Annotated in this window: 20 protein-coding genes and 1 pseudogene; 13 read left to right on the top strand and 8 right to left on the bottom strand. The window is 70.0% G+C overall.

The genetic code is table 11. The annotated features are described in order from the left end of the window. Nucleotides 1–55 precede the first annotated feature (55 nt). Entirely contained in the window at nucleotides 56–1,471 is a 1,416-nt protein-coding gene (argG, locus tag R0145_RS10560) for an argininosuccinate synthase (RefSeq protein WP_317836778.1), read from the top strand. 126 nt (nucleotides 1,472–1,597) lie between these two features. Here argG and R0145_RS10555 read toward each other — a convergent pair whose 3' ends face one another. Continuing rightward, complete coding sequence (locus R0145_RS10555) at nucleotides 1,598–2,308, bottom strand: hypothetical protein (protein WP_317836777.1); 711 nt, start codon at nucleotides 2,306–2,308, stop codon at nucleotides 1,598–1,600. A gap of 187 nt (nucleotides 2,309–2,495) precedes the next feature. Between R0145_RS10555 and R0145_RS10550 the strand changes: the two genes are divergently transcribed. The 4 genes from R0145_RS10550 to R0145_RS10535 all read left to right on the top strand — a co-directional run bounded on the left by R0145_RS10550 (nucleotide 2,496) and on the right by R0145_RS10535 (nucleotide 7,238). Then, nucleotides 2,496–3,854 carry a sensor histidine kinase gene (locus R0145_RS10550; protein WP_317836776.1) on the top strand — a complete coding sequence of 453 codons (1,359 nt, stop codon included), beginning with the start codon at nucleotides 2,496–2,498 and terminating at the stop codon, nucleotides 3,852–3,854. A 58-nt stretch (nucleotides 3,855–3,912) separates the two neighbouring features. Then, a complete protein-coding gene (locus tag R0145_RS10545; protein ID WP_317840216.1) occupies nucleotides 3,913–4,611 on the top strand; it encodes a response regulator transcription factor in 699 nt (232 codons plus the stop codon). Nucleotides 4,612–4,861: 250 nt separating this feature from the next. Beyond that, nucleotides 4,862–6,547: a 2-isopropylmalate synthase gene (gene leuA / locus R0145_RS10540; RefSeq protein ID WP_317840215.1), complete on the top strand. Its 1,686-nt coding sequence runs from the start codon at nucleotides 4,862–4,864 to the stop codon at nucleotides 6,545–6,547. A 184-nt stretch (nucleotides 6,548–6,731) separates the two neighbouring features. Further along, complete coding sequence (locus R0145_RS10535; RefSeq protein WP_317836774.1) at nucleotides 6,732–7,238, top strand: mycothiol transferase; 507 nt, start codon at nucleotides 6,732–6,734, stop codon at nucleotides 7,236–7,238. 252 nt (nucleotides 7,239–7,490) lie between these two features. On the opposite strand, the pseudogene R0145_RS10530 reads toward R0145_RS10535, so the two are convergent. Then, a pseudogene (locus tag R0145_RS10530) lies at nucleotides 7,491–8,264 on the bottom strand (isoprenyl transferase); the annotation flags it as partial. A gap of 67 nt (nucleotides 8,265–8,331) precedes the next feature. Between R0145_RS10530 and recO the strand changes: the two are divergent. Together recO and R0145_RS10520 are read left to right on the top strand one after the other, a co-directional pair. Then, entirely contained in the window at nucleotides 8,332–9,072 is a 741-nt protein-coding gene (gene recO / locus R0145_RS10525) for a DNA repair protein RecO (RefSeq protein ID WP_317836773.1), read from the top strand. A 78-nt stretch (nucleotides 9,073–9,150) separates the two neighbouring features. Further along, nucleotides 9,151–10,227, top strand: coding sequence for an NAD(P)-binding domain-containing protein (locus R0145_RS10520; protein ID WP_317836772.1), 1,077 nt, complete (start codon nucleotides 9,151–9,153; stop codon nucleotides 10,225–10,227). Here R0145_RS10520 and R0145_RS10515 read toward each other — a convergent pair. Beyond that, complete coding sequence (locus R0145_RS10515; protein WP_317836771.1) at nucleotides 10,122–10,964, bottom strand: FadR/GntR family transcriptional regulator; 843 nt, start codon at nucleotides 10,962–10,964, stop codon at nucleotides 10,122–10,124. The genes R0145_RS10520 and R0145_RS10515 overlap by 106 nt on opposite strands. A gap of 109 nt (nucleotides 10,965–11,073) precedes the next feature. On the opposite strand from R0145_RS10515, the gene R0145_RS10510 reads away from it, so the two are divergent. The 4 genes from R0145_RS10510 to R0145_RS10495 are packed head-to-tail and all read left to right on the top strand — an operon-like array spanning nucleotide 11,074 to nucleotide 15,749. Further along, nucleotides 11,074–12,753, top strand: a complete 1,680-nt coding sequence (locus R0145_RS10510) for an L-lactate permease (protein WP_317836770.1) — start codon at nucleotides 11,074–11,076, stop codon at nucleotides 12,751–12,753. Between the two features lie 50 nt (nucleotides 12,754–12,803). Then, on the top strand, nucleotides 12,804–13,598 hold the full coding sequence (locus R0145_RS10505) for a (Fe-S)-binding protein (protein WP_317836769.1): 795 nt from the start codon (nucleotides 12,804–12,806) through the stop codon (nucleotides 13,596–13,598). Further along, nucleotides 13,595–15,118 (top strand): LutB/LldF family L-lactate oxidation iron-sulfur protein, encoded by a 1,524-nt coding sequence (locus R0145_RS10500; RefSeq protein WP_411742038.1) that lies wholly within the window; start codon nucleotides 13,595–13,597, stop codon nucleotides 15,116–15,118. The genes R0145_RS10505 and R0145_RS10500 overlap by 4 nt, the downstream gene beginning before the upstream one ends. Continuing rightward, the gene (locus R0145_RS10495; RefSeq protein WP_317836768.1) at nucleotides 15,105–15,749 is read left to right on the top strand and encodes a lactate utilization protein C; all 645 of its coding nucleotides are present in this window, start codon (nucleotides 15,105–15,107) and stop codon (nucleotides 15,747–15,749) included. The genes R0145_RS10500 and R0145_RS10495 overlap by 14 nt, the downstream gene beginning before the upstream one ends. 18 nt (nucleotides 15,750–15,767) lie before the next feature. Here the strand turns inward: R0145_RS10495 and R0145_RS10490 are convergent, their stop codons facing one another. Genes R0145_RS10490 through R0145_RS10475 form a run of 4 tightly spaced genes read right to left on the bottom strand, consistent with a single transcriptional unit; the run spans nucleotide 15,768 to nucleotide 18,919 of the window. Next, a complete protein-coding gene (locus R0145_RS10490; protein WP_317836767.1) occupies nucleotides 15,768–16,169 on the bottom strand; it encodes a transcriptional repressor in 402 nt (133 codons plus the stop codon). 16 nt (nucleotides 16,170–16,185) lie between these two features. Then, nucleotides 16,186–17,184, bottom strand: coding sequence for a metal ABC transporter permease (locus R0145_RS10485; RefSeq protein WP_317836766.1), 999 nt, complete (start codon nucleotides 17,182–17,184; stop codon nucleotides 16,186–16,188). Continuing rightward, nucleotides 17,181–17,981, bottom strand: coding sequence for a metal ABC transporter ATP-binding protein (locus tag R0145_RS10480; protein WP_317836765.1), 801 nt, complete (start codon nucleotides 17,979–17,981; stop codon nucleotides 17,181–17,183). The genes R0145_RS10485 and R0145_RS10480 overlap by 4 nt, the downstream gene beginning before the upstream one ends. Continuing rightward, nucleotides 17,978–18,919, bottom strand: a complete 942-nt coding sequence (locus tag R0145_RS10475; protein WP_317836764.1) for a metal ABC transporter substrate-binding protein — start codon at nucleotides 18,917–18,919, stop codon at nucleotides 17,978–17,980. Before R0145_RS10475 ends, R0145_RS10480 begins: the two co-directional genes overlap by 4 nt. A 60-nt stretch (nucleotides 18,920–18,979) precedes the next feature. Here R0145_RS10475 and R0145_RS10470 point away from each other — a divergent pair, with 60 nt between their 5' ends. Together R0145_RS10470 and R0145_RS10465 are read left to right on the top strand one after the other, a co-directional pair. Continuing rightward, on the top strand, nucleotides 18,980–19,294 hold the full coding sequence (locus tag R0145_RS10470) for an antibiotic biosynthesis monooxygenase family protein (protein ID WP_317836763.1): 315 nt from the start codon (nucleotides 18,980–18,982) through the stop codon (nucleotides 19,292–19,294). A 58-nt stretch (nucleotides 19,295–19,352) separates the two neighbouring features. Next, nucleotides 19,353–20,741: a glycine--tRNA ligase gene (locus R0145_RS10465; RefSeq protein ID WP_317836762.1), complete on the top strand. Its 1,389-nt coding sequence runs from the start codon at nucleotides 19,353–19,355 to the stop codon at nucleotides 20,739–20,741. Between the two features lie 22 nt (nucleotides 20,742–20,763). Here the strand turns inward: R0145_RS10465 and R0145_RS10460 are convergent, their stop codons facing one another. Next, entirely contained in the window at nucleotides 20,764–21,252 is a 489-nt protein-coding gene (locus tag R0145_RS10460; protein WP_317836761.1) for an NUDIX hydrolase, read from the bottom strand. Nucleotides 21,253–21,312 lie beyond the last annotated feature (60 nt).

Below are 21,312 nucleotides of genomic sequence, written 5' to 3'. Positions count from 1 at the left end.
CGGAGCGGGCGGACAGCCCGTCGTCGGAGGTGGCCGGGACGATAGGCTGGCGCTCATGTCCAAGGTTCTGACTTCCCTGCCGGTCGGCGAGCGCGTCGGCCTCGCCTTCTCCGGAGGTCTCGACACCTCCGTCGCCGTCGCCTGGATGCGGGAGAAGGGCGCGATCCCGTGCACCTACACCGCCGACATCGGGCAGTACGACGAGCCGGACATCGCCTCGGTGCCCGGCCGTGCCGGGGCGTACGGTGCCGAGCTCTCCCGCCTGGTCGACTGCCGGGAGGCGCTCGTCGAGGAGGGCCTGTCCGCCCTCCAGTGCGGGGCCTTCCACATCCGGACCGCGGGCAAGGCCTACTTCAACACCACCCCGCTGGGCCGGGCGGTGACCGGCACGCTGCTGGTCCGCGCGATGAAGGAGGACGACGTCCACATCTGGGGTGACGGCTCCACCTACAAGGGCAACGACATCGAGCGGTTCTACCGCTACGGCCTGATGGCCAACCCCCAGCTGCAGATCTACAAGCCGTGGCTCGACGTCGACTTCGTCAACGAACTGGGCGGGCGCGACGAGATGTCGCAGTGGCTGGGCCAGCGTGACCTGCCCTACCGCGACTCCAAGGAGAAGGCGTACTCCACCGACGCCAACATCTGGGGCGCCACCCACGAGGCCAAGCAGCTCGAGATGCTCGACACCGGCCTGGACATCGTCGAGCCGATCATGGGCGTCAAGGCCTGGGACGAGAGCGTCGAGGTGGCTACCGAGGAGGTGACGGTCCGCTTCGAACAGGGCCGTCCGGTGGAGATCAACGGCGCGACCTTCGCCAGCGCCGTCGACCTGGTGCTGGAGGCCAACGCCATCGGCGGGCGGCACGGTCTGGGCGTCTCCGACCAGATCGAGAACCGGATCATCGAGGCCAAGTCCCGCGGCATCTACGAGGCCCCGGGGATGGCGCTGCTGCACATCGTCTACGAGCGCCTGCTCAACGCGATCCACAACGAGGACACCGTCGCCAACTACCACAACGAGGGCCGCCGCCTCGGCCGGCTGATGTACGAGGGCCGTTGGCTCGACCCGCAGTCGCTGATGCTGCGCGAGTCGCTGCAGCGCTGGGTGGGGTCGGCGATCACCGGGTCGGTGACGCTGCGACTGCGCCGCGGCGACGACTACACCATCCTGGACACCGAGGGCCCCGCGCTGAGCTACCACCCGGAGAAGCTCTCGATGGAGCGGGTACAGGACGCGGCGTTCGGCCCCGAGGACCGGATCGGTCAGCTCACCATGCGCAACCTCGACATCGCCGACTCCCGCGCCCGCCTCGAGCAGTACGCCCAGCAGGGCATCGTCGGCGGCGCCACGGCCGAGCTGGTCGGCGCGCTGGAGTCCGGCGCCGCGCAGGCGATCGCCGGTGGCAAGGGCCCGGACGACGAGGGCGAGGCGCTCGATCGGGCCGCCTTCGACCAGGGCACCGACTGACCGTATGCGCCGGTCGTCCTGAGATGCGCCGGTCGTCCTGAGGCGACAGGACGAGGCGGCCCGCGGGTGTGGAACCCGCGGGCCGCTCGCCGTTCCGCTGCCCCCCCAACAGCGGAGGCGCAACGGTCAGGAATCATTCCCGGTGACCTTGATGATGTTGGCGGTGAGCTTCGGGACCGTCGTGTTTCCGCCAATCTGAGTGTCGTAGGACATCGACCCGTTCACGGTCGCGTAGATGGTCACCAGGTCCTTCTGCACGACGTCCTGGTACATGCCCTTCTCGCCGGCCACCACGATGGCGCGATCCTGGTACTCGTACCAGTTCTCCTTGCTGGATCCGCCGATGCCCGCAAGGAGAACATCGGGCCCCGTGGCGGAGTCCAGCTGCTGCACGTACCCGTACAGGACGACCTTCTCACCCTTGTGCGATTCGGGATCCTTCACGATCATGGAGAACTCGCGATCGGTGAGCTTCTTGTAAGAAGAGGGGTCCTTCAGAGCGGCCGCTTCCGCGCTCGCCTTGGCGGCAGCGCTCGCGCTCGCCTCGGCCTGCTGGCTGGCCTTCGCCGCAGCATTGGCACTGGCTTCCGCCTTCATGCTCGCGTTGGTGTCAGCTGCAGGGACACTGCCGGTCACGGTGGCAGTGTCCGCTGCCTCGCTGCCACCCTTGTTGCCGTTTGCGACGATGACAATGAAGACGATGGCGATGAGGATCCAGACCCAGACCCGCCGATACCACTTCTTCTTCGGTTTGGCCGGCTGCTGCGGCGGGTAGGGCTGGCCGGGGCCCTGCTGGAACTGCGGGTCCGGCTGCTGGGGGAAGGGGGCCTGGGACATCTCTGCGTCTCCTGTTTCGTACGGCCTGCCTGGTTCGGCTGACAGTTTCCATGAAACCTGTCAGGGCACCTCCGCCACATCGGCCGACCGGGTCCACCCGGTCATCACTTCGGGTGGGACAGAGCTGCTGATATCACCCGAACGGCTGATCCCGCGACCAGGAATCGAACGTATGATCAACCTTGTGTTGAGTCGATCCGAACCACTCGCCGCCGCCGCGGTCGACCGCCGACGGGCCGTTCCCTGGGTGGCCGTCGGCCGTGTCGCCTGGATCGTCGTCGGCGGGCTGGTAGGGATCCTGGCCTGTCTGATCGCCCTGGTCGGCTCGCTCAGCGTGGTGCCCGGTTACCAGACCCGCCCGGACAGCGACGGGCAGTTGACGGGCCTCGGCACATTGGTGCTGCTGGCCTGGCTGCTGGCGATGGTCACGATCTTCGTCCGGCGTACCCAACCCTGGGTGCCGATGGTGGCGGGGGTCGCGCTCGCCGTCGTCCTGCAGCTCGACAGTCTCCTGCTGCTGCTCGGTGGGGCAGCGGTCGTCCTGCATCGGGATCGCCGGCAGGGGATCATCGCCTCCGCCGTCGCCGGAGCCGTCACCCTGCTCGCCGGCCTGCGGGACGGCCTGCGCCCGTGGGGCCACACTGCGTGGGCGGTCCTTCTGGGGTCGGACCCGTTGTCAGCCCCTGACGGGAGACTCCAGATCGGTGCCAGCCTCGGGCTCGCCGTTGCTGCCGGGATCGTGGTCCTCGGCACAGCCTGGCTGATCCGCTCCCGTCGGGACCTCGGGGTCACCCGGCGAGACCTGGGGGCGACGCGCCAGGCCAGGGTGGTCGCGGAGGATCGCAGCGAACGGCTGGAGACCACCACGGTCCGACTGGAGGAGCGAGAACGACTTGCCCGCGAGGTGCACGACTCGCTGGCCCACCGACTGTCCCTCATCTCGTTGCACGCCGGTGCCCTGGAAGAGGCCGCTCAGGCCGGGGACCCCTCGGTCGCCGGGTCCGCCGAGATGCTCCGGGCCAGCGCCCACCGGTCACTGGAGGATCTCCGCAATCTGGTCACCGCGCTGCGCGAACCACCGACACAGGACCGTCCGTCGGTGGCGGAGGACCCGGTCCTCGTGTCGGGGATCGGACTGGCTGCTCTTCCGGAATTGATCGATTCCGCCCGCGCCTCCGGCGTCCGCATCGAGGCCACCATCATGGTCCAGGACGCCGACGAGGCCACCGATCTGCTCAACCGAGCCACCTATCGGATCGTCCAGGAGGCACTCACCAATGCGGTGAAGCACGCGCCGGGCCGACCCGTCCGGGTCGATCTCACCGCGGCACCGGCGACCGGGGTCCACCTGACCGTCAGCAATCCGACAGGCGCGGACGGCGGTCTGCCGGGTGCCGGCAGCGGACTGATCGGGATGCAGGAACGCGCTGAGCTACTGGGCGGGATCCTCACCGCCGCGCCGGATGCGCAGGGAGAGTTCGTCGTCGAGGCGTCCTTGCCGTGGCAGGGCGCTCAGGCGCCCGAACGACACGGTCAGGCCGGCTGATCCACAGGAGCAGGGGCGAGTGTCATAGGTCCCTCCTAGAGTCATCACCGTGGCACACATGCAGGGGGACATCCGGCCGATCCGGGTGATGGTGGTGGACGACGACCCGATGGCGCGCAGCGCGATCCGGGCGATCGTCGAGGCTGATCAGGGGCTGATCGTGGTCGCCGAGGCGTCGGAGGGCGGTGAGGTGATCGACCGCGTGCACGCGCATCACCCGGACGTCGTGCTGATGGATCTCCACCTGCCACAGGTGAACGGTGTGGCGGTCACCGCTCGGCTGTTGCGTGGGGTCAATCCGCCCAAGGTGATCGCGCTGACGTCGGTGGATCTGGACAGGTATGTCTTCGACGCTCTGGAGGCGGGGGCGAGCGGATTCCTGCTCAAGGACGTCGCGCCCAAGGACCTGCAGCAGGCGATCCGTACGGTCCACGCAGGGGAGTCCGTGCTGTCCCCGCGGAGCACCAGTCATGTCATCCGGCACTTCGTCGATGCCGCTCACCGGGAGCAGAACCTGGAGGCGGCGCGTCGGATCGCACTGTTGACCGCCCGTGAACTGGAAGTTGCCCGCCTGGTCCACGGGGATCTCAGCAACGACGAGATCGCCCGGCGGCTGTGCTGCAGCGCGGCGACTGTCAAGACCCATCTGAGTCACGCAATGGCGAAGCTCGACGCCGCCACCCGCCTCCAGGTCGCGCTGCTGATCGAGCGGGCGGCCCCTGTGGCGCCGGGGCTCGGCGACAGCCGGATGGGATGACGGTTGACAGTTCGGATCCATCGACTAGAGTCACTGGCGTGGCACAGGTCCTGATCCTCCTTCCTTGCCGCAGCGAGGCCTACTGAGGTCGGCCTCCTCGCTGCGGAGTCGAAGCGCGCCGTCCGCCACTCACGACAGCGAGGAAGAGATGACCACCCATACCGTTCCCCAGGCCCGCGTCTCCGACGCCCCCGTCACTGGGCCGTACGGCACCGTCCCGCAGACCCGCCCCGTGCAGCAGCCCAGCGGGATGCCGATCCAGCGTTACCACGCCTTCGAGCCGGTCCCCCTGCCCGACCGGACCTGGCCCGACAAGAAGATCACTGCCGCGCCGCGCTGGCTGTCCACCGACCTGCGCGACGGCAACCAGGCACTGATCGACCCGATGACTCCCAGCCGCAAGCAGAAGCTGTTCGACATGCTGGTGCGGATGGGCTACAAGGAGATCGAGATCGGGTTCCCGTCGGCCTCCCAGACCGATTTCGACTTCGTCCGGCAGCTGATCGAGCGCGGCGCGATTCCCGCGGACGTCACCATCACGGTGCTCACCCAGGCCCGTGAGGACCTGATCGAGCGCACCGCGCAGGCCCTGCAGGGCGCCAACCGGGCGAACATCCACCTGTACAACGCGCTGGCCCCGATGTTCCGCCGGGTTGTCTTCCGGATGGACGAGGACGAGGCGAAGGACCTGGCCTGCCGTGGCACCGACCTGGTGATGAAGTACGCCGAGCAGTACCTGGGCGACGTACGGTTCGGCTACGAGTACAGCCCGGAGATCTTCACCCAGACCCCCACCGACTACGCCATCGAGGTCTGCAACGCGGTGATGGACCGCTGGCAGCCGGACGCCGACCGGGAGATCATCCTCAACCTGCCGGCGACCGTCGAGATGTCCACGCCGAACGTGTACGCCGACCAGATCGAGTACTTCTGCCGGCACATCGACCACCGCGACGTCGTCACCGTCTCGCTGCACGCCCACAACGACCGCGGCACCGCGGTCGCGGCGACCGAGCTGGCCCTGATGGCCGGTGCCGACCGGGTCGAGGGCTGTCTGTTCGGCCACGGCGAGCGCACCGGCAACGTCGACCTGGTCACCATGGCGATGAACCTGTTCAGCCAGGGCATCGACCCGATGATCGACTTCTCCCGGATGGACGAGATCCGCCGCACCGTCGAGTACTGCACCGGTCTGCCGGTCCACCCGCGCCACCCGTACGCGGGCGACCTGGTCTACACCGCCTTCTCCGGCTCCCACCAGGACGCCATCAAGAAGGGCCTGGAGGACCTGGAGAAGAAGGCCAGGGCAGCCGGCAGCACCGTCGCCCAGAACGGCTGGGAGGCGCCCTACCTGCCGATCGATCCGCACGACGTCGGTCGTACGTACGAGGCGGTCATCCGGGTCAACTCGCAGTCCGGCAAGGGCGGCATGGCCTACCTGATGAAGGCCGACCACAAGCTGGACCTGCCGCGTCGCCTGCAGATCGAGTTCTCCCGGGTCGTCCAGCAGGCCACCGACGTCTCCGGCGCCGAGATCAGCTCCCAGCAGCTGTGGGACATCTTCAACCACGAGTACATCGAGACCGCCGGCCCGCTGCAGGTGCTGGGCGTCCGCACCCAGAACAACGGGGTGGACACCATCGACGCCACGGTCCGGATGGACGACCAGGAGTTCGAGATCCACGGCGAGGGCAACGGCCCGGTGTCGGCGTACGTCGACGCACTGTCCAGCTTCGGCACCCGCTCGGTCCGGGTCCTCGACTACTCGGAGCACGCGATGGCCGCCGGCGGCGACGCCAAGGCCGCGGCGTACGTCGAGTGCGAGATCGGCGATGGTGACGAGGCCCAGATCATGTGGGGCGTCGGCATCCACGAGAACATCATCACCGCCTCCCTGCAGGCGGTCACCCACGCGGTCAACCGCGCCATCCGCTGACGGCACCGCACCCTTGACTCCGGGCCGTCGCCACACCTGACTCGCCCGGCAGCACGAAGCCCTGCCTCCCACAAGGAGAAGCAGGGCTTCGTGGCGCTTCACTCGCGGTGACGATGGGTGCGGGACAACCGTTGAAATTTCCTCTGGGCAGGCTCACCCGCGAGGGCGGACTAGTGTCGGCACCATGGACTGCAACGACCTGCTGATCGACGGAATCGAACGTAGCCGGGAGGCCTGTCACGCGGTGTTGCGCGGGTTGACGGCCGAGCAGGCGAACCGGCGCCCGGGCGGCAACCACAACTCCATCACCTGGCTGGTGTGGCACATCGCACGCGAACAGGATGCGCAGATCGCACCACTGGGCGGCACGCCCCAGGTCTGGACCGGCCAGGGATGGTTCCAGCGATTCGGGCTGGACCTGCCCGCCCGGTCGATGGGCTACGGCCACGACTCGGCGGCGGTCAGCAAGGTCGTGGTCGCCGACACCACCCTGCTGACCGGCTATCTGGACGCCGCGGTGGCGGCCACCACGGCCCATCTGGCCTCGCTCAGTGACGACCGGCTCGACGAGATCGTCGACGAACGCTGGGATCCGCCGGTCACCCGCGGGGTCCGGCTGGTCAGCATCATCGACGATGCCGCCCAGCACGCCGGTCAGGCGGCGTACGTCCGGGGCCTGCTGTTCGGCTGATGCCCCTCGGTCGGACTCGGCTGGCGTCCCCTCGGTCGACCACGGTCGTGGCCCGGGTCAGCCCACCGCGCCGTCGTCGGGTTCGGCGTCCTCCTCTTCGGGGATGACGTCGGTGCGCACCCCCGGTGCGACCGGCTCCGGCAGTGCGTACGGGGTCTTGGTCACGTGCAGGGTGTTCGGCCGGTAGGGGTCGGCCTGCTCGGGCCGTCCGTCCGGTCCGGTCGGTGCCGTCCCCTCCGCCCGGCCCTCGACGTTGGGCACCGCCCCGCCCATCCGGCGGTCCCGGCCGGCGTACGACTCGATCGCAGCCCACAGGTCGCGGCGGTCGAAGTCCGGCCACAGGGTGTCGAGGAAGACCAGTTCGGCGTACGCGGACTGCCAGACCAGGAAATTCGAGGTGCGCTGCTCGCCCGAGGAGCGGATGAACAGGTCGACGTCGGGCACGTCCGGTTCGTCGAGGAACCGGTGGAACGACGACTCGGTGATGTCCTCAGGCCGCAGTTGCCCGTCCCGGGCCAGCCGGGCGATCTTGCGGGCGGCGTCGACGATCTCCGCCCGCCCGCCGTAGTTCACGCAGAACTGCAGGGTGAGCACGGCGTTGTCCCGGGACTGGTTCTCCGCGGACTCCAGCTCGCGGATCACCGACCGCCACAGCCGGGGTCGGCGGCCGGCCCAGCGGACCCGGATGCCCATCGCGTCCATCTCGTCGCGGCGCCGGGCGATCACGCTGCGGTTGAAACCCATCAGCCAACGGACCTCCTCGGGGGAGCGCTTCCAGTTCTCGGTGGAGAAGGCGTACGCCGACACGTACTTCACGCCGATCTCGATCGCCCCCGCCAGCACGTCCATCAGCACCGCCTCGCCGCGAGCATGGCCCTCGATCCGCTTCAGGCCGCGTTCCTTGGCCCACCGTCCGTTGCCGTCCATCACGATGGCCACGTGGCGCGGCACCTTGTCGGCCGGAAGCTGCGGGGGACGGGCGCCCGAGGGGTGGGGCGGCGGGGGGACCGGCGTACGCGTCGACATGCCCCCAGCCTAGGACCGGTGCGCCGCGCCTCCTGGCTCCCGGGGCCAGGAACCCTAGAATGAGGCGGTGCCGACCTATCGCGACCAGGCGGTGGTGCTGCGGACGCACAAGCTCGGCGAGGCCGACCGCATCATCACGCTGCTGACGCGTGCCCACGGCAAGGTACGGGCGGTGGCGCGGGGAGTGCGGCGGACCGGGTCGAAGTTCGGGGCCCGCCTCGAACCGTTCAGCCACGTCGACCTGCAACTCGCCACCGGGCGCAGCCTGCACTACGTCGACCAGGTGGAGACCGTCCAGGCGTACGGTGCCCGGCTGGCCTCCGACTACCCGGCCTGGACGGCGGGGGAGGTGATGGTGGAGACCGCCGACAAACTGGTGGGGGAGGAACACCAGCCGGCCCTCCAGCAGTACCGACTGCTCGTCGGTGCCTTGGCAGTGCTGGTCCGCGGGACCAGCGACGGGCCACGGCCCGCCGCGATGGTGCTGGACTCCTACCTGCTGCGGTCGATGGCGGTCGCCGGCTACGCCCCGACCTTCACCGACTGCGCCTCCTGCGGGGCCCCCGGACCGCACACGGCGTTCTCACCGGCGGCGGGCGGGGTGGTGTGTCGCTTCTGCCGGCCCCCGGCCAGCGCCCATCCCCAGCCGGCGACGCTCGACCTGCTCAGCGCCCTGCTGGTGGGGGACTGGCCTGCCACCAGTGCGGTGGAGGCCATCGTGCAACGCGAGGCGAGCGGTCTGACCGCAGCGTTCGTCAACTGGCACATGGAACGGGGGCTCCGGTCGCTCTCCCTCGTCGAGCGGTAGTGGCTGTCGGGCGGTAGGGAGGGGCCTGCCGAACGGTGCGGTGGGGAACAGCTGATGCTGCCGCGGTGTTGACGGGCTGTGAGTGCTTCGCTGTCCGCCGTCGTGATCGGTGCCGGTCAGGCCGGTCTCGCGGCCTCCTACCACCTCGTCCGGCACGGCCTGCGGCCGTACGTCGACATCGTCGTCCTCGATGCGAATCCCGGCCCGGGCGGTGCCTGGCAGCACCGCTGGCCGTCGCTGACCCTCGGCCGGGCGCACCGCATCCACGACCTGCCGGGTTTCCCGCTCGGTAGCCCCGACCCGGACGAGCCGGCATCGGCGGTGGTCAGCCGCTACTACGGCGCCTTCGAGCGGCAGTTCGGGCTGCCGGTCGTCCGGCCGGTCCGTGTCGATGCCGTCCGTCCAGGCCCCGGCCGGCTGCTGGAGGTGGCTGCGGGACACCGGGTGTGGCGCACCCGGTTCCTGATCAATGCCACCGGCACCTGGGACCGGCCGTTCTGGCCCGCCTACCCGGGCCGGGAGCTGTTCCGCGGCCGCCAGTTGCACACCCACGACTTCCGGAGCGCCGACGAGTTCGCCGGGCAGCACGTCGTCGTGGTCGGCGGTGGCACCTCAGCCGTCCAGTTCCTGCTCCAGCTCGACGCCGTAGCTGCCACCACGACGTGGGTCACCCGACGGCCGCCGGAGTGGATCGACCGCCCGTTCGGCGAGGAATGGGGCCGCGCCGTCGAGCGACGGGTCTCGGCGCGCACCGGCGCCGGTCTGTCACCGGAGAGCGTCGTCGCGGCCACCGGGCTGCCGCTCACCGAGGAGTACCGTCGCGGCATCGACCGGGGCGTCCTCGTCTCGGCCGGGCCGCTGCAGCGGCTCACCCGCGACGGCGTGATCCTCGTGGACGGCCGGACGATCCGCGCCGACACGATCCTGTGGGCCACCGGTTTCCGGCACGCGCTCGACCACCTGGCGCCGCTGGGGCTCCGCGAGCCCGGGGGTGGCATCCGGACCGACGGTGTCCGCAGTGTCCGGGATCCACGGGTGTTCCTCGTCGGCTACGGCGCGTCGGCATCCACTCTCGGTGCGACCCGGGCCGGCCGTGCTGCGGCGCTGGGAGTCCTGGCGTCGTTGGGTGCCGACACTGCTGCGGCGGCCCGCTGATCGGGCTCGATCGGCAGGATCGCGTACGCGGCGCGGATGTGGCTCTCCATCGCCTCGGCCGCCCGCTGCGGGTCCCGGTCGACCAGCGCGTCGTACACCTTCTCATGGTCGGCCATCGCCTGGCGCCGGAAGGTGGGCCAGTCGGCCATCTGCTTCTCGGCCGTCACGATCGGGCGGCGCAGCGACTCCCGGATCGCGATCGTCATGTCGGTCGCCAGGGTGTTGCGCCCGGTGGTGGCGATCGCCACGTGGTAGCGGGTGTCGAGGTCGTTGAAGACGTCGGGGTCCTCGACTCCTGCCATCTGGTCCAGCGCCGCGCGCAGTTCCGCCAGGTCCTCGTCGGTGATGTCGCGGCAGGCGGCGGCGATCGTGGTCCGCTCCAGCGCGATCCGCACCTCGGTGACGTCCTCGACGGGGAAGTCTGCGAGGGCGACCTGGAGCCGCAGCACCTTCTTCAGCGCCTCGGTGCGCAGCGCGGCGACCCGGGTGCCACCCCGGGGGCCCACCGAGGCGGTCAGCACGCCCTGGGCGACCAGCGCGTGGATGGCCTCCCGGACCGCCGGCCGGCTGACCCCGAGCTGGGTCGCCAGGTCCCGCTCCGGCGGAAGTTGCTGGCCGATCACGAGCGATCCGTCGAGGATCGCCTCCTCGATGTGCGACAGCACCACTTCGTAAGCACGACTGCCTGCCGCCACATCACTGCCTGCCGTCACGTCACTGCCCTCCGATCCGGTCACCGGGGTCAGTCTACCGGAACCCCTTGACCATTGGTCTGACCAATCAGTACTGTACGGCTGATGGTCAGACCAATGCTGATCATCCGACTTCGTAGGACAGAGGACAAAGGTGTTCCCTATGGCTACCTTCCAGCCGACGCTCGACCCCCTGGGCAGCGTCACCGCCTCCGCACTGGTGGCGCTGGTACCCATTCTGGTCATGCTCATCACGCTGGGTGTGTTGAGATGGAAGGCGTATCTCGCCGGTCTCGCCTCGCTGCTGGCCGCGATCCTGGTGGCGATCCTGGCCTTCCGGATGCCCGTCGGCATGGCCGGCCTGTCGGCGTTGCAGGGCGCCGCGTTCGGGATCTTCCCGATCACCTGGATCCTGTTGGCCGCCATCTGGATGTACGACATCACCGTGGTCAGTGGCCGCTTCGAGGACCTGCGCTCGACCTTCTCGCTGATCACCGACGACCCACGGGTGCTGGGCATCCTGGTGGCGTTCTGTTTCGGCGGCCTGCTGGAGGCCCTCGCCGGGTTCGGTGCCCCGGTGGCGATCACCTCGGTGATGCTGGTGGCGATCGGCTTCTCCCCGCTGCGCTCGGCCCTCACCGTGCTGCTCGCGAACACCGCCCCGGTCGCCTTCGGCGCCATCGCCACCCCGATCATCATGGCCGGCAACGTGTCCGGTCTGGACTACACCCGGATCGGCGCCTTCGTCGGCCGGCAGACCGCCATCCTGGCCTTCGTCGTGCCGTTCCTGATGCTGCTGCTGATCGACGGCCGCAAGGGCCTGCGGCAGGTCTGGCCCGCCGCACTGGTGATCGGCGGGGTGTTCTCGGTGGCCAAGTGGGTCACCTCGACCTACGTGTCGGTCGAGCTGACCGACGTGATCGCCTCGCTGCTGGGCATCGCCGCCGGGGTGGTCCTGATGCGGTTCTGGAAGCCGGCCGGCTCGGCCGAGGCCCAGGACCGGATCTCCCGCCTGATGCACGGTGAGCCCGAGTCGATCCTGGACCGTGACGCCCATGCCCCGGCCGACCCGAAGAGCCTGACCGGCGGCAAGATCACCATGGCCCTGCTCCCGTACGTCCTCGTCGTCGCCCTGTTCTCGATCGTCAACCTGATCCACCCGATCCAGCACGCGCTGGCCGGCACCGACATCTCCTTCGGCTGGCCCGGCCTGTCCGGTGCCGTTCTCGATGCCGCCGGTCACCCGGTCGGCCGGACCACCTTCAAGCTCGGACTGCTCTCCTCGCCCGGCACCCTGCTGGCGGTGATCGCCCTGATCACCTCCGCGATCTACCGGGTGCACCCACGCGCCGTGGTCGGCTCGCTGGGCCGCAACGCGCACAAGCTGCGCTTCACCGCCCTCACCATCGCCTCTGTGGTGGCGCTGGCGTACGTGATGGACTTCTCCGGCCAGACCGTCACCATCGGCACCTGGATCGCCGGCACCGGAGTGGTGTTCGCCTTCCTCGCCCCGGTGCTCGGCTGGATCGGGACCTATGTCACCGGTTCCGACACCACCGCGAACGCGCTGTTCAGCGGGCTGCAGGCGACCGTCGGCCACAAGATCGGCCTCGACCCGTACCTCACCGTCTCGGCGAACGCCTCCGGTGGCGTGCTGGGCAAGATGATCAGCCCGCAGAACCTCGCCATCGCCGCCACTTCGGTGGGACTGATCGGTCAGGAGTCGCTCATCCTGCGCCGCATCGTCGGCTGGAGCTTCGGCCTGCTGGCGTTCCTCTGCGTGCTGGTCGGCCTGATGTCCACTCCGATCCTCGGCTGGCTGCTGCCCGCCTGATCCGCCCACCCGACCCCTCATGGAGAAGAGACACTCATGAAGGAAAGACGATGACCTCCCCATCACCCACCGACGTCGGCGTCGGCCTTCCCGGCACCGGGAAGACGGTGGCGCTGTTCGCCACCTGCGCCAACGACGTGATGTTCCCCGACACTCCGAAGGCCGTGGTGAGCCTGCTCGAGCGGCTCGGCTGCACGGTCGTCTTCCCCGAGGACCAGACCTGCTGCGGCCAGGTCTTCACCAACACCGGCTACTATCCCGAGGCGCTGCCGAGCGTGAAGACGTACGTCACGGCGTTCTCGGACTACGAGTACATCGTCGGCCCCTCCGGCTCCTGCGTCGGCGCCGTCCGCCACCAGCACGCCATGCTGGCCGAGGAGGCCGGGGACCACAAGTTGGCCGGTCAGGCCGCCGACGTCGCCGCGCGGACGTACGACATCTCGGAGTTCCTGGTCAACGTCCTCGGCGTCACCGACGTGGGCGCCTACTTCCCGCACCGCGTCACCTACCACCCGACCTGTCACTCGGTCCGGGTCGCCAAGGTCGGCGACGCCCCACTGCAGCTGCTCCGCGCGGTCCGCGGGCTGCAGCTGATCGAGCTGGAGGCGGCCGAACAGTGCTGCGGCTTCGGCGGCACCTTCTCACTGAAGAACCCCGACGTGTCCCGGGCGATGGTCAACGACAAGGCCCGGCACGTGATGGAGACCGGCGCCGAATACCTCGTCACCGGCGACAACCTCTGCGCCCTCAACATCTCCGGCGTGATCCACCGCAACCGCGGTGGCGTGAAGCCGATCCACCTGGCCGAGATCCTCGCCCACACCGAAGGAGGCGACGGCAAGTGACCGCCACCCAGCAGCCGCCCCGCGACAAGGACGGGCGACTCACCCCCGCACCACCGGACTGGACGACGCGCCCCGCCCCGCCGTTCCCCGAGGCCGCGATCAAAGGCCTGGAGAACCAGGTGCAGCGCGCCAACCTGCGCCACGCCACCGGCACCATCCGGGCCAAGCGGGTCCGGGTCGTCGCCGAGGTCGACAACTGGCAGGACCTCCGGTCGGCCGGCGAGGCGATCAAGAACCGTACCCTGCGCCACCTCGACCAGCACCTGGAGACGCTCGAGGCATCCCTCACCCGGGCCGGCGCGACGGTGCACTGGGCCCGCGACGCCGCCGACGCCAACAAGCTCATCGTCGACCTGGTGAAGGCGACCGGGGAGCGGGAGGTGACCAAGGTGAAGTCCATGGTCACCCAGGAGATCGGCATGAACGAGGCGCTGGAGGAGGCCGGCATCGCCGCCTGGGAGACCGATCTGGCCGAGCTCATCGTCCAGCTCGGCCACGACTTCCCCAGCCATATCCTGGTCCCGGCGATCCACCGCAACCGCGGCGAGATCCGGGAGATCTTCCGCGAGGAGATGGGGGTCTACGGCACCCCCGCCCCGGAAGGACTCTCCGAGCAGCCCGCGGAGCTGGCCGGCGCGGCCCGGACCCACCTGCGCAACAAGTTCCTCCGCACCAGGGTCGCCATCTCGGGCGCCAACTTCGCCATCGCCGAGACCGGCACCCTGGTGGTCGTCGAGTCCGAGGGCAACGGCCGGATGAACCTCACCCTGCCGGAGACACTGATCTCGGTGGTCGGGATCGAGAAGGTGCTGCCGACCGTGGCCGACCTCGAGGTCTTCCTGCGGCTGCTGCCCCGCTCCTCGACCGGGGAGCGGATGAACCCGTACACCTCGATGTGGTCCGGACCCACCGAGGGTGACGGCCCGCAGGACGTGCACGTCATCCTGCTGGACAATGGCCGCACCAACGCGCTGGCCGATCCGAAGGGTCGCGAGGCGCTGCGCTGCATCCGCTGCTCGGCCTGCCTCAACATCTGCCCGGTCTACGAGCGGGTCGGCGGGCATGCGTACGGCTCGGTCTACCCCGGCCCGATCGGGGCCATCCTCAACCCGCAACTGCGCGGGGTGGACAACCCGATCGACAAGTCGCTGCCGTTCGCCTCGTCGCTGTGCGGCGCCTGCACCGAGGTCTGCCCGGTGAAGATCCCGATCGCCGACCTGCTGGTGCACGAGCGGCACCGGGTGGTCGAGGAGAAGAAGCGCCACCAGCTGAACCAGGTCGAACCGACGCTGATGAAGGCCGCCAGCTGGGTGATGGCCGACCACAGGCACCTGGAGGCGGCCGGCAGGGCCAGTTCGCTGGCCGGCAGGCTGTTGCCGATCCGGACGATCGGGCCGCTGCCCGGGCCGCTGTCGCGGTGGACCCAGAACCGCGACGTCCCGATGGTGCCGGCCCAGACGTTCCGGCAATGGTGGCAGGAGAACCGTGGGTCGAAGGAGAACCGTGATGAGCGCGCGTGACGAGGTGCTGGCCCGGGTGCGGGCCTCGCTGACCGACGTGACCGAGCCGGACGGCCCGGTCGACTGGACCTACGGCCGGGCCACCGCGATGGCCGATGTGGTCGGCCGGTTCGAGCAGACGGTCACCGACTACAAGGCCACCGTGGTCCGCTGCCCCGCCGCGGAGGTGTCCCGCGAGGTGATCCGCGGGCTGACCGGGACCGGGGCCCGCACCGTGGTGCTGCCGGCCGGTACCGACGAGCAGCTGCACCGTACCCTCGAGATGGCGGCCGACCTGTCGGTCCGGGCCGACGACGGCTCGCTCACCGCGGCGGACCTGGACGGCACCGACGCCGTGGTCACCGCCAGTGCCGTCGGCATCGCCGAGACCGGCACCATCGTCCTCGACCACGGCCCGGGCCAGGGTCGCCGGGCGCTCTCGCTGGTGCCCGACCGGCACATCTGTGTGGTCCGCGCCGCCGACGTGGTGTCCGACGTCCCCGAGGCGGTCGCCCGGCTGGCGGCGTCGGTGCAGGCGGGTCGGCCGCTGACCTGGATCAGTGGCCCGTCGGCCACCTCCGACATCGAGCTGAGCCGGGTCGAGGGCGTACACGGCCCACGACGCCTGTGGGTGATCCTGGTCGACGGGTGATCCCCGCCGGCCGATGACTCAGGGTCGGGCAGCCCAGCACTCCGCGCACAGGCCGTAGATCTCCAGATCGTGGCGGACCTCGTGGAAACCGTGCTGGGTGCCCACCCGCTGGGTCCAGACGAGCACGTCGGGGTCCTCGATCTCGACCGTCCGCCCACAGCGGGTGCAGACCAGATGATGGTGGTGGTGGTCACTGGCGCAGCGGCGGTAGGCGAGCTCACCGTCGCCGGTCCGCAGCGCATCGAGATCACCGGCATCCGCCATCGCCTGCAGGGTGCGGTAGACCGTCGTCAGCCCGACCTGGTCGCCGCGCTCGCGCAGCCGGTCGTGCACCTGCTGCGCCGTCCGGAACTCCTCGGACTCGTCCATCGCCCGGCGCACCGCTTCGCGCTGCCGGGTCGTCCGCTGGCCCACCGCCATCCTGCCGCCTCCTGTGTCAGTGTTCGTCGTAGTGGTCGCCGTGCACGGCGTGCCGGTGACCGTCGTGCACGTAGTCGAGGTGGTCGCCGTGTCGCACCGTCGGGTGATGACAGTCGGGACCGCCGTGCACGTGCGGGTGGCCCGCCTCGTTCTCCTGCTCGTGCGGCGGGGTGACGACCTCCGGCGCCACCGGCAGGGCGCGACCGGCCCGGCGCCGCCGGGTGAGGGCCGCGCCGACCGGCAGCGACACGATGAACACCCCGATGGCGATCAGCACGATCAGGGCGCCCGGCGGGGCGTTCCAGTAGTACGAGCCGAGGACGCCACCGGTCGCCGCCACCACCCCGATGCCCATCCCCACCACCATGGTCAGCCAGAACCCGGTGACCAGATTGCGGCCGGCGGCGATCGGGACGACCATCAGCGCGCTCACCAGCAGCAGGCCGACCGTACGCATCGACAGCGAGATCGCCACCGCGGCGAGCACCACGGTCAGGTAGTTGTAGAACCGGATCGGCAGACCCAGGGTCCGGGCGTACTCCTCGTCCGACGCCACCGCGAACAGCCGGTCGGCCAACCCGATCGACACCACCAGGACGCAGAGGGCCAGCACCACGATCATCATCAGATCGGCGTCGCTGATGGTGGTGATCGAGCCGAAGAGGTACTGGCTCAGGCCCCCCGCGCCGGCCAGGCCGGACATGAACACGCCGCCGGCCAGGCCGCCGTAGAACAGGATCGCCAGGCCCACGTCGCCGGAGGCGCGCTGGTGCTGGCGCAGGTACTCGATCAGCACCGCGCCGAGGATCGCGACGGTGATCGCCACCGGCAGCGGGGTGACACCGGTGAGCAGCGCCAGGCCGACGCCGGCGATCGCCACGTGGCCCAGGCCGTCGCCGAGCAGGCTGAGCCGCTTCTGGACGATGTAGATGCCGATCGTCGGGGCGATCAGGCCGGTGAGCAGCGCCCCGATCAGCGCGCGCACCATGAACGGATAGCTGAGGATGGTGCTCATGCGTCGCCCTGTTCCGGCTCCGGCCCGGACGGATAGGCCGGGACCCAGTCGTTGTGGGAGGAGATGTGCTCGGGCGGATGGTGGAACTCGTGGGGGAGTCCGGGGTCGAACCCGTCCCCGTCGAACACCAGCCGGCCGTCCTGCAGCAGCAGGCTGCGCCGGACCAGATCGGCGAACGGGCCGTGCTCGTGCAGCACGACGAGCACGGTGAGCTGCCGGCTCGTGGTGAGCGTACGCAGCAGGTCGGCGAGGGACTGCTGGGTGGCGACGTCCACGCCGGCCAGCGGCTCGTCCATCACCAGCAGTTCCGGATCGGTGGCCAGCGCCCGGGCGATCAGGGTGCGCCGCCGCTGGCCTCCGGACAGGTGCGCCAGCTGGGTGCCTGCCTTCTCCTCCAGGCCCACCTCGCCGATGGCCCGCTCGACCGCCTGCCGGTCGCCGCGACGGGGCGGCACGAAGGGCCGCCGCAGTGGCAGCCGGCCGGCGGCGACGACCTCGCGGACCGTCGCGGTGAGCAGTCCGGGGTCCACCTGCTGGGGGACGTAGCCGATCCGGCCCCAGTCCCGGAACGCTGCCTGTGGGACGCCGAACAGCTCGATGCTGCCCCGCTGGTGCTGGACCAGCCGGAGGACCGCCCGCAGGAGGGTGGTCTTGCCCGAGCCGTTGGCGCCGAGCAGGGCGACGAACTCACCGGCCCGGATGTCGGCCGAGACGCCGCGGACGATCGGCAGGCCGCCCAGGGTCACCGAGACGTCCCGCAGCCGGAGCACCGGCGGCTCGGTGCCGACCCCGGTCATCGGCACCCGTTCGCGGTCCGCAGGGACTGCAGGTTCGCCCGCATCACGCCGAGGTAGTCGGCGCCGCGGGAGGTGTCGGTCGGCTTGGCCTCGAGCGGATCGAGCACGTCGGTCGTCAGGCCCGCGTCGCGGGCGATGGCCTGGGAGACGGCCGGCGAGACGGCCGTCTCGTAGAAGATGGTGGTGATCCCCTCCCGCTTGGCCAGGTCCTGCACCTCGGCGATCCGGGCGGCGGTCGGCTCGACCGTGGCGTCCAGGCCGCGGATGGAGATCTGCTGCAGGCCGTAGCGCTGCGCCAGGTAGCCGAAGGCCTCGTGCGAGGTGACGAATCCCCTGCGGTCGCAGCTGGCCAGACCGGCCGAGTACTCCGCGTCCACCGACCTCAGCTCGGCGGTGACCGTGTCGGTGTTGGCCCGGTAGGCGTCGGCCCCGTCCGGGTCGAGGGCGATCAGCCGGTCGCGGACCGCCGCCGCCACGGTGACCATGTTGGTGGGATCGAGCCACAGGTGCGGGTCGGCCGCATGGTCGTGGGCGTCGGTGGGGGTCTCGGTGTCGTGCCCGTCGGCCGACTCGGTGGTGTCGAGGTTCTGCACCAGGGTGCGGACGTCCAGGGCGGTGCCCTTGGTACCTTGGCCGACGGCGGAGTCCACTGCGGCCTGGAAGGAGGACTCGTAGAGGATCAGGTCGCCCCTGACGGTCACGTCGGCGACCTGCTGGGGGGTCAGTTCGAGGTCGTGGGCCTCCCCGCCGGGCGGCAGCAGTCCCTCCACCGTGACGCGGTCGCCGCCGATCTGCTCCGCCAGCCACTCGTACGGGTAGATGGCGGCGACCACCCGCTTGGTGCCGGGGACGGTCGGCGACGAGGTCGTGGCGCAGGCGCCCAGCAGGGCGAGGGCGGCCAGACCGGAGACGCCGGCGAGGAGGCGCGGACTCTTCATGCCGACCATTCTAAGCTGGGAATGAATATCAGAACCGACCCTACCCGGTATCATGCCCGCGTGCTGGTGATCCATCGTTTCCGGGTCCCGGCGGACGTCGCGGCGGAGTTCGCGGTCGTCGCCGGGGCCGCCGCCGACCACTTCCGCTCCCGTGCGGGCCTGGCCGGGGTCGACCTGGTCCGCAACCTCGACGATCCGCAACTGTGGGCGCTGGTGTCCCGGTGGGACGATCCGGGCAGCTACCGGCGGGCGATCGGCGGCGCCGCGGCGACGTACGCCCTGATGCCGGTGATGGCGTACGCCCTGGACGAGCCGAGCGCCTACCTGCCGGCCGACGAGTTGGGGGAGAACGTCCCCCGGGGGCAGGTCGGCTAGGCTGGCCGCCGGTGGCATCAGCCGGATGCCCCCGGACAGACAGACGGAGTGAACACACGTGGCCCCGAGCAAGCTCGACAATGTCATTTCCCTCGCCAAGCGGCGCGGCTTCGTTTTCCCCAGTGGCGAGATCTACGGTGGCACGAGGTCGGCCTGGGACTACGGGCCCTACGGCGTCGAGCTGAAGGAGAACATCAAGCGCCAGTGGTGGAAGTGGATGGTCACCGGACGCGAGGACATCGTCGGGCTGGACTCCTCGATCATCCTGCCGCGTGAGGTGTGGGTGGCTTCCGGCCACGTCGGCGTCTTCACCGACCCGCTCACCGAGTGCCTGTCCTGCCACAAGCGGCTGCGCGCCGATCACCTGCAGGAGGAGTACGCCGCCAAGCACGGGATCGACAACCCCGACGACGTGCCGCTGTCCGAGGTCAACTGCCCCAACTGCGGGGTGAAGGGCCGCTGGACCGAGCCGCGGGACTTCAACATGATGCTGAAGACCTACCTCGGCCCGGTCGAGGACGAGTCCGGCCTGCACTACCTGCGTCCGGAGACCGCCCAGGGCATCTTCGTCAACTTCAGGAACGTGATGACCGCGGCCCGCAAGAAGCCGCCGTTCGGCATCGGCCAGGTCGGCAAGTCGTTCCGCAACGAGATCACCCCGGGCAACTTCATCTTCCGCACCCGGGAGTTCGAGCAGATGGAGATGGAGTTCTTCGTCGAGCCCGGCACCGACGAGGAGTGGCACCAGTACTGGATCGACAACCGCCACCAGTGGTACGTCGAGCTCGGCATCGACCCGGCCAACCTGCGCTTCTACGAGCACCCCAAGGAGAAGCTCTCCCACTACTCCAAGCGGACCGTCGACATCGAGTACCGGTTCGGCTTCCAGGGGACCGACTGGGGCGAGCTGGAGGGCGTCGCCAACCGCACCGACTTCGACCTCGGCACCCACTCGAAGCACTCGGGCACCGTGCTGGACTACTTCGACCAGGCCAGGGGCGTGCACTACACGCCGTACGTGATCGAGCCGGCGGCCGGCCTGACCCGCTCGCTGATGGCCTTCCTCACCGACGCGTACGTCGAGGACGAGGCGCCGAACGCCAAGGGCGGGGTGGACAAGCGGACCGTGTTGAAGCTCGATCCGCGGCTGTCGCCGGTGAAGGTGGCGGTGCTGCCGCTGTCCCGCAACGAGGACCTCACCCCGAAGGCCAAGGACCTCGCCGCCGGGTTGCGCAAGCACTGGAACGTCGACTTCGACGACGCCCAGGCGATCGGCAAGCGTTACCGCCGCCAGGACGAGATCGGCACCCCGTACTGCGTGACGGTGGACTTCGACACCCTGACCGACCAGGCCGTCACCGTCCGGGAACGCGACACGATGACCCAGGAACGGATCGCGATCGCCCAGGTGGAGTCCTACCTGGCCGGGAAGCTGCTGGGCTGCTGACCCCGGCCGAGGGGTGGACCGACTAGGGGACGTACGGTCCGAGCCGGGTCTCGGTGCGGTCCTCCAGGACCACCCGGATCCGGCTCGCGTGCACCTCGTCCATCGGGGGCAGCCGGTCGATCGGGAAGAACCGGGCCTGGGCGGTCTCCTCATGGTCGGGCCGCGGCTCGCCGGACACCCACCGGCACCGGAAGGTGTGGTCGATGTACTGCGTCTGGTCGCCGTTCCCGTAGGTGATGATGTCGGTGACGGTCACCCAGGCCAGCCGCTCGATCGCGGCGACCACCCCCGCCTCCTCGCGGACCTCGCGCAGCGCGGCCAGGTAGGGCTGCTCGCCGGGATCGATGATCCCGGCGACCGGGGTCCACAGGCCGTTGTCGGTGCGCTGGACCAGCAGGGTCTCGGGGCCCTCGGCGCCGTCCCGCAGCACCACCGCCGTGCACCCCGACAGCCACAGCAGCTCGTGGCCGAGCTTCGCCCGCTGGCGGAGGATGAACTCGGGAGTGGCCATCAGCGGACACCGTCCGGGTCGACCACGACTGCGCGAGGACTCATGGTGCCCATCCTGTCA

The sequence above is a fragment of the Raineyella sp. W15-4 genome, assembly GCF_033170155.1.
Lineage (GTDB): Bacteria > Actinomycetota > Actinomycetes > Propionibacteriales > Propionibacteriaceae > Raineyella.
This window is presented reverse-complemented; position numbering and strand designations above follow the sequence as displayed.

Bases quoted from the DNA above. Each gene is read 5' to 3' on its own strand.
- R0145_RS10545 (WP_317840216.1), top strand. From the start codon at position 3,913: ATGCAGGGGGACATCCGGCCGATCCGGGTGATGGTGGTGGACGACGAC.
- R0145_RS10475 (WP_317836764.1), bottom strand. From the start codon at position 18,919: ATGAAGAGTCCGCGCCTCCTCGCCGGCGTCTCCGGTCTGGCCGCCCTC.
- leuA (WP_317840215.1), top strand. From the start codon at position 4,862: ATGCCGATCCAGCGTTACCACGCCTTCGAGCCGGTCCCCCTGCCCGAC.
- R0145_RS10555 (WP_317836777.1), bottom strand. From the start codon at position 2,308: ATGTCCCAGGCCCCCTTCCCCCAGCAGCCGGACCCGCAGTTCCAGCAG.
- argG (WP_317836778.1), top strand. From the start codon at position 56: ATGTCCAAGGTTCTGACTTCCCTGCCGGTCGGCGAGCGCGTCGGCCTC.
- R0145_RS10495 (WP_317836768.1), top strand. From the start codon at position 15,105: ATGAGCGCGCGTGACGAGGTGCTGGCCCGGGTGCGGGCCTCGCTGACC.
- R0145_RS10460 (WP_317836761.1), bottom strand. From the start codon at position 21,252: ATGGCCACTCCCGAGTTCATCCTCCGCCAGCGGGCGAAGCTCGGCCAC.
- R0145_RS10535 (WP_317836774.1), top strand. From the start codon at position 6,732: ATGGACTGCAACGACCTGCTGATCGACGGAATCGAACGTAGCCGGGAG.
- R0145_RS10490 (WP_317836767.1), bottom strand. From the start codon at position 16,169: ATGGCGGTGGGCCAGCGGACGACCCGGCAGCGCGAAGCGGTGCGCCGG.
- R0145_RS10505 (WP_317836769.1), top strand. From the start codon at position 12,804: ATGACCTCCCCATCACCCACCGACGTCGGCGTCGGCCTTCCCGGCACC.
- R0145_RS10485 (WP_317836766.1), bottom strand. From the start codon at position 17,184: ATGAGCACCATCCTCAGCTATCCGTTCATGGTGCGCGCGCTGATCGGG.
- R0145_RS10480 (WP_317836765.1), bottom strand. From the start codon at position 17,981: ATGACCGGGGTCGGCACCGAGCCGCCGGTGCTCCGGCTGCGGGACGTC.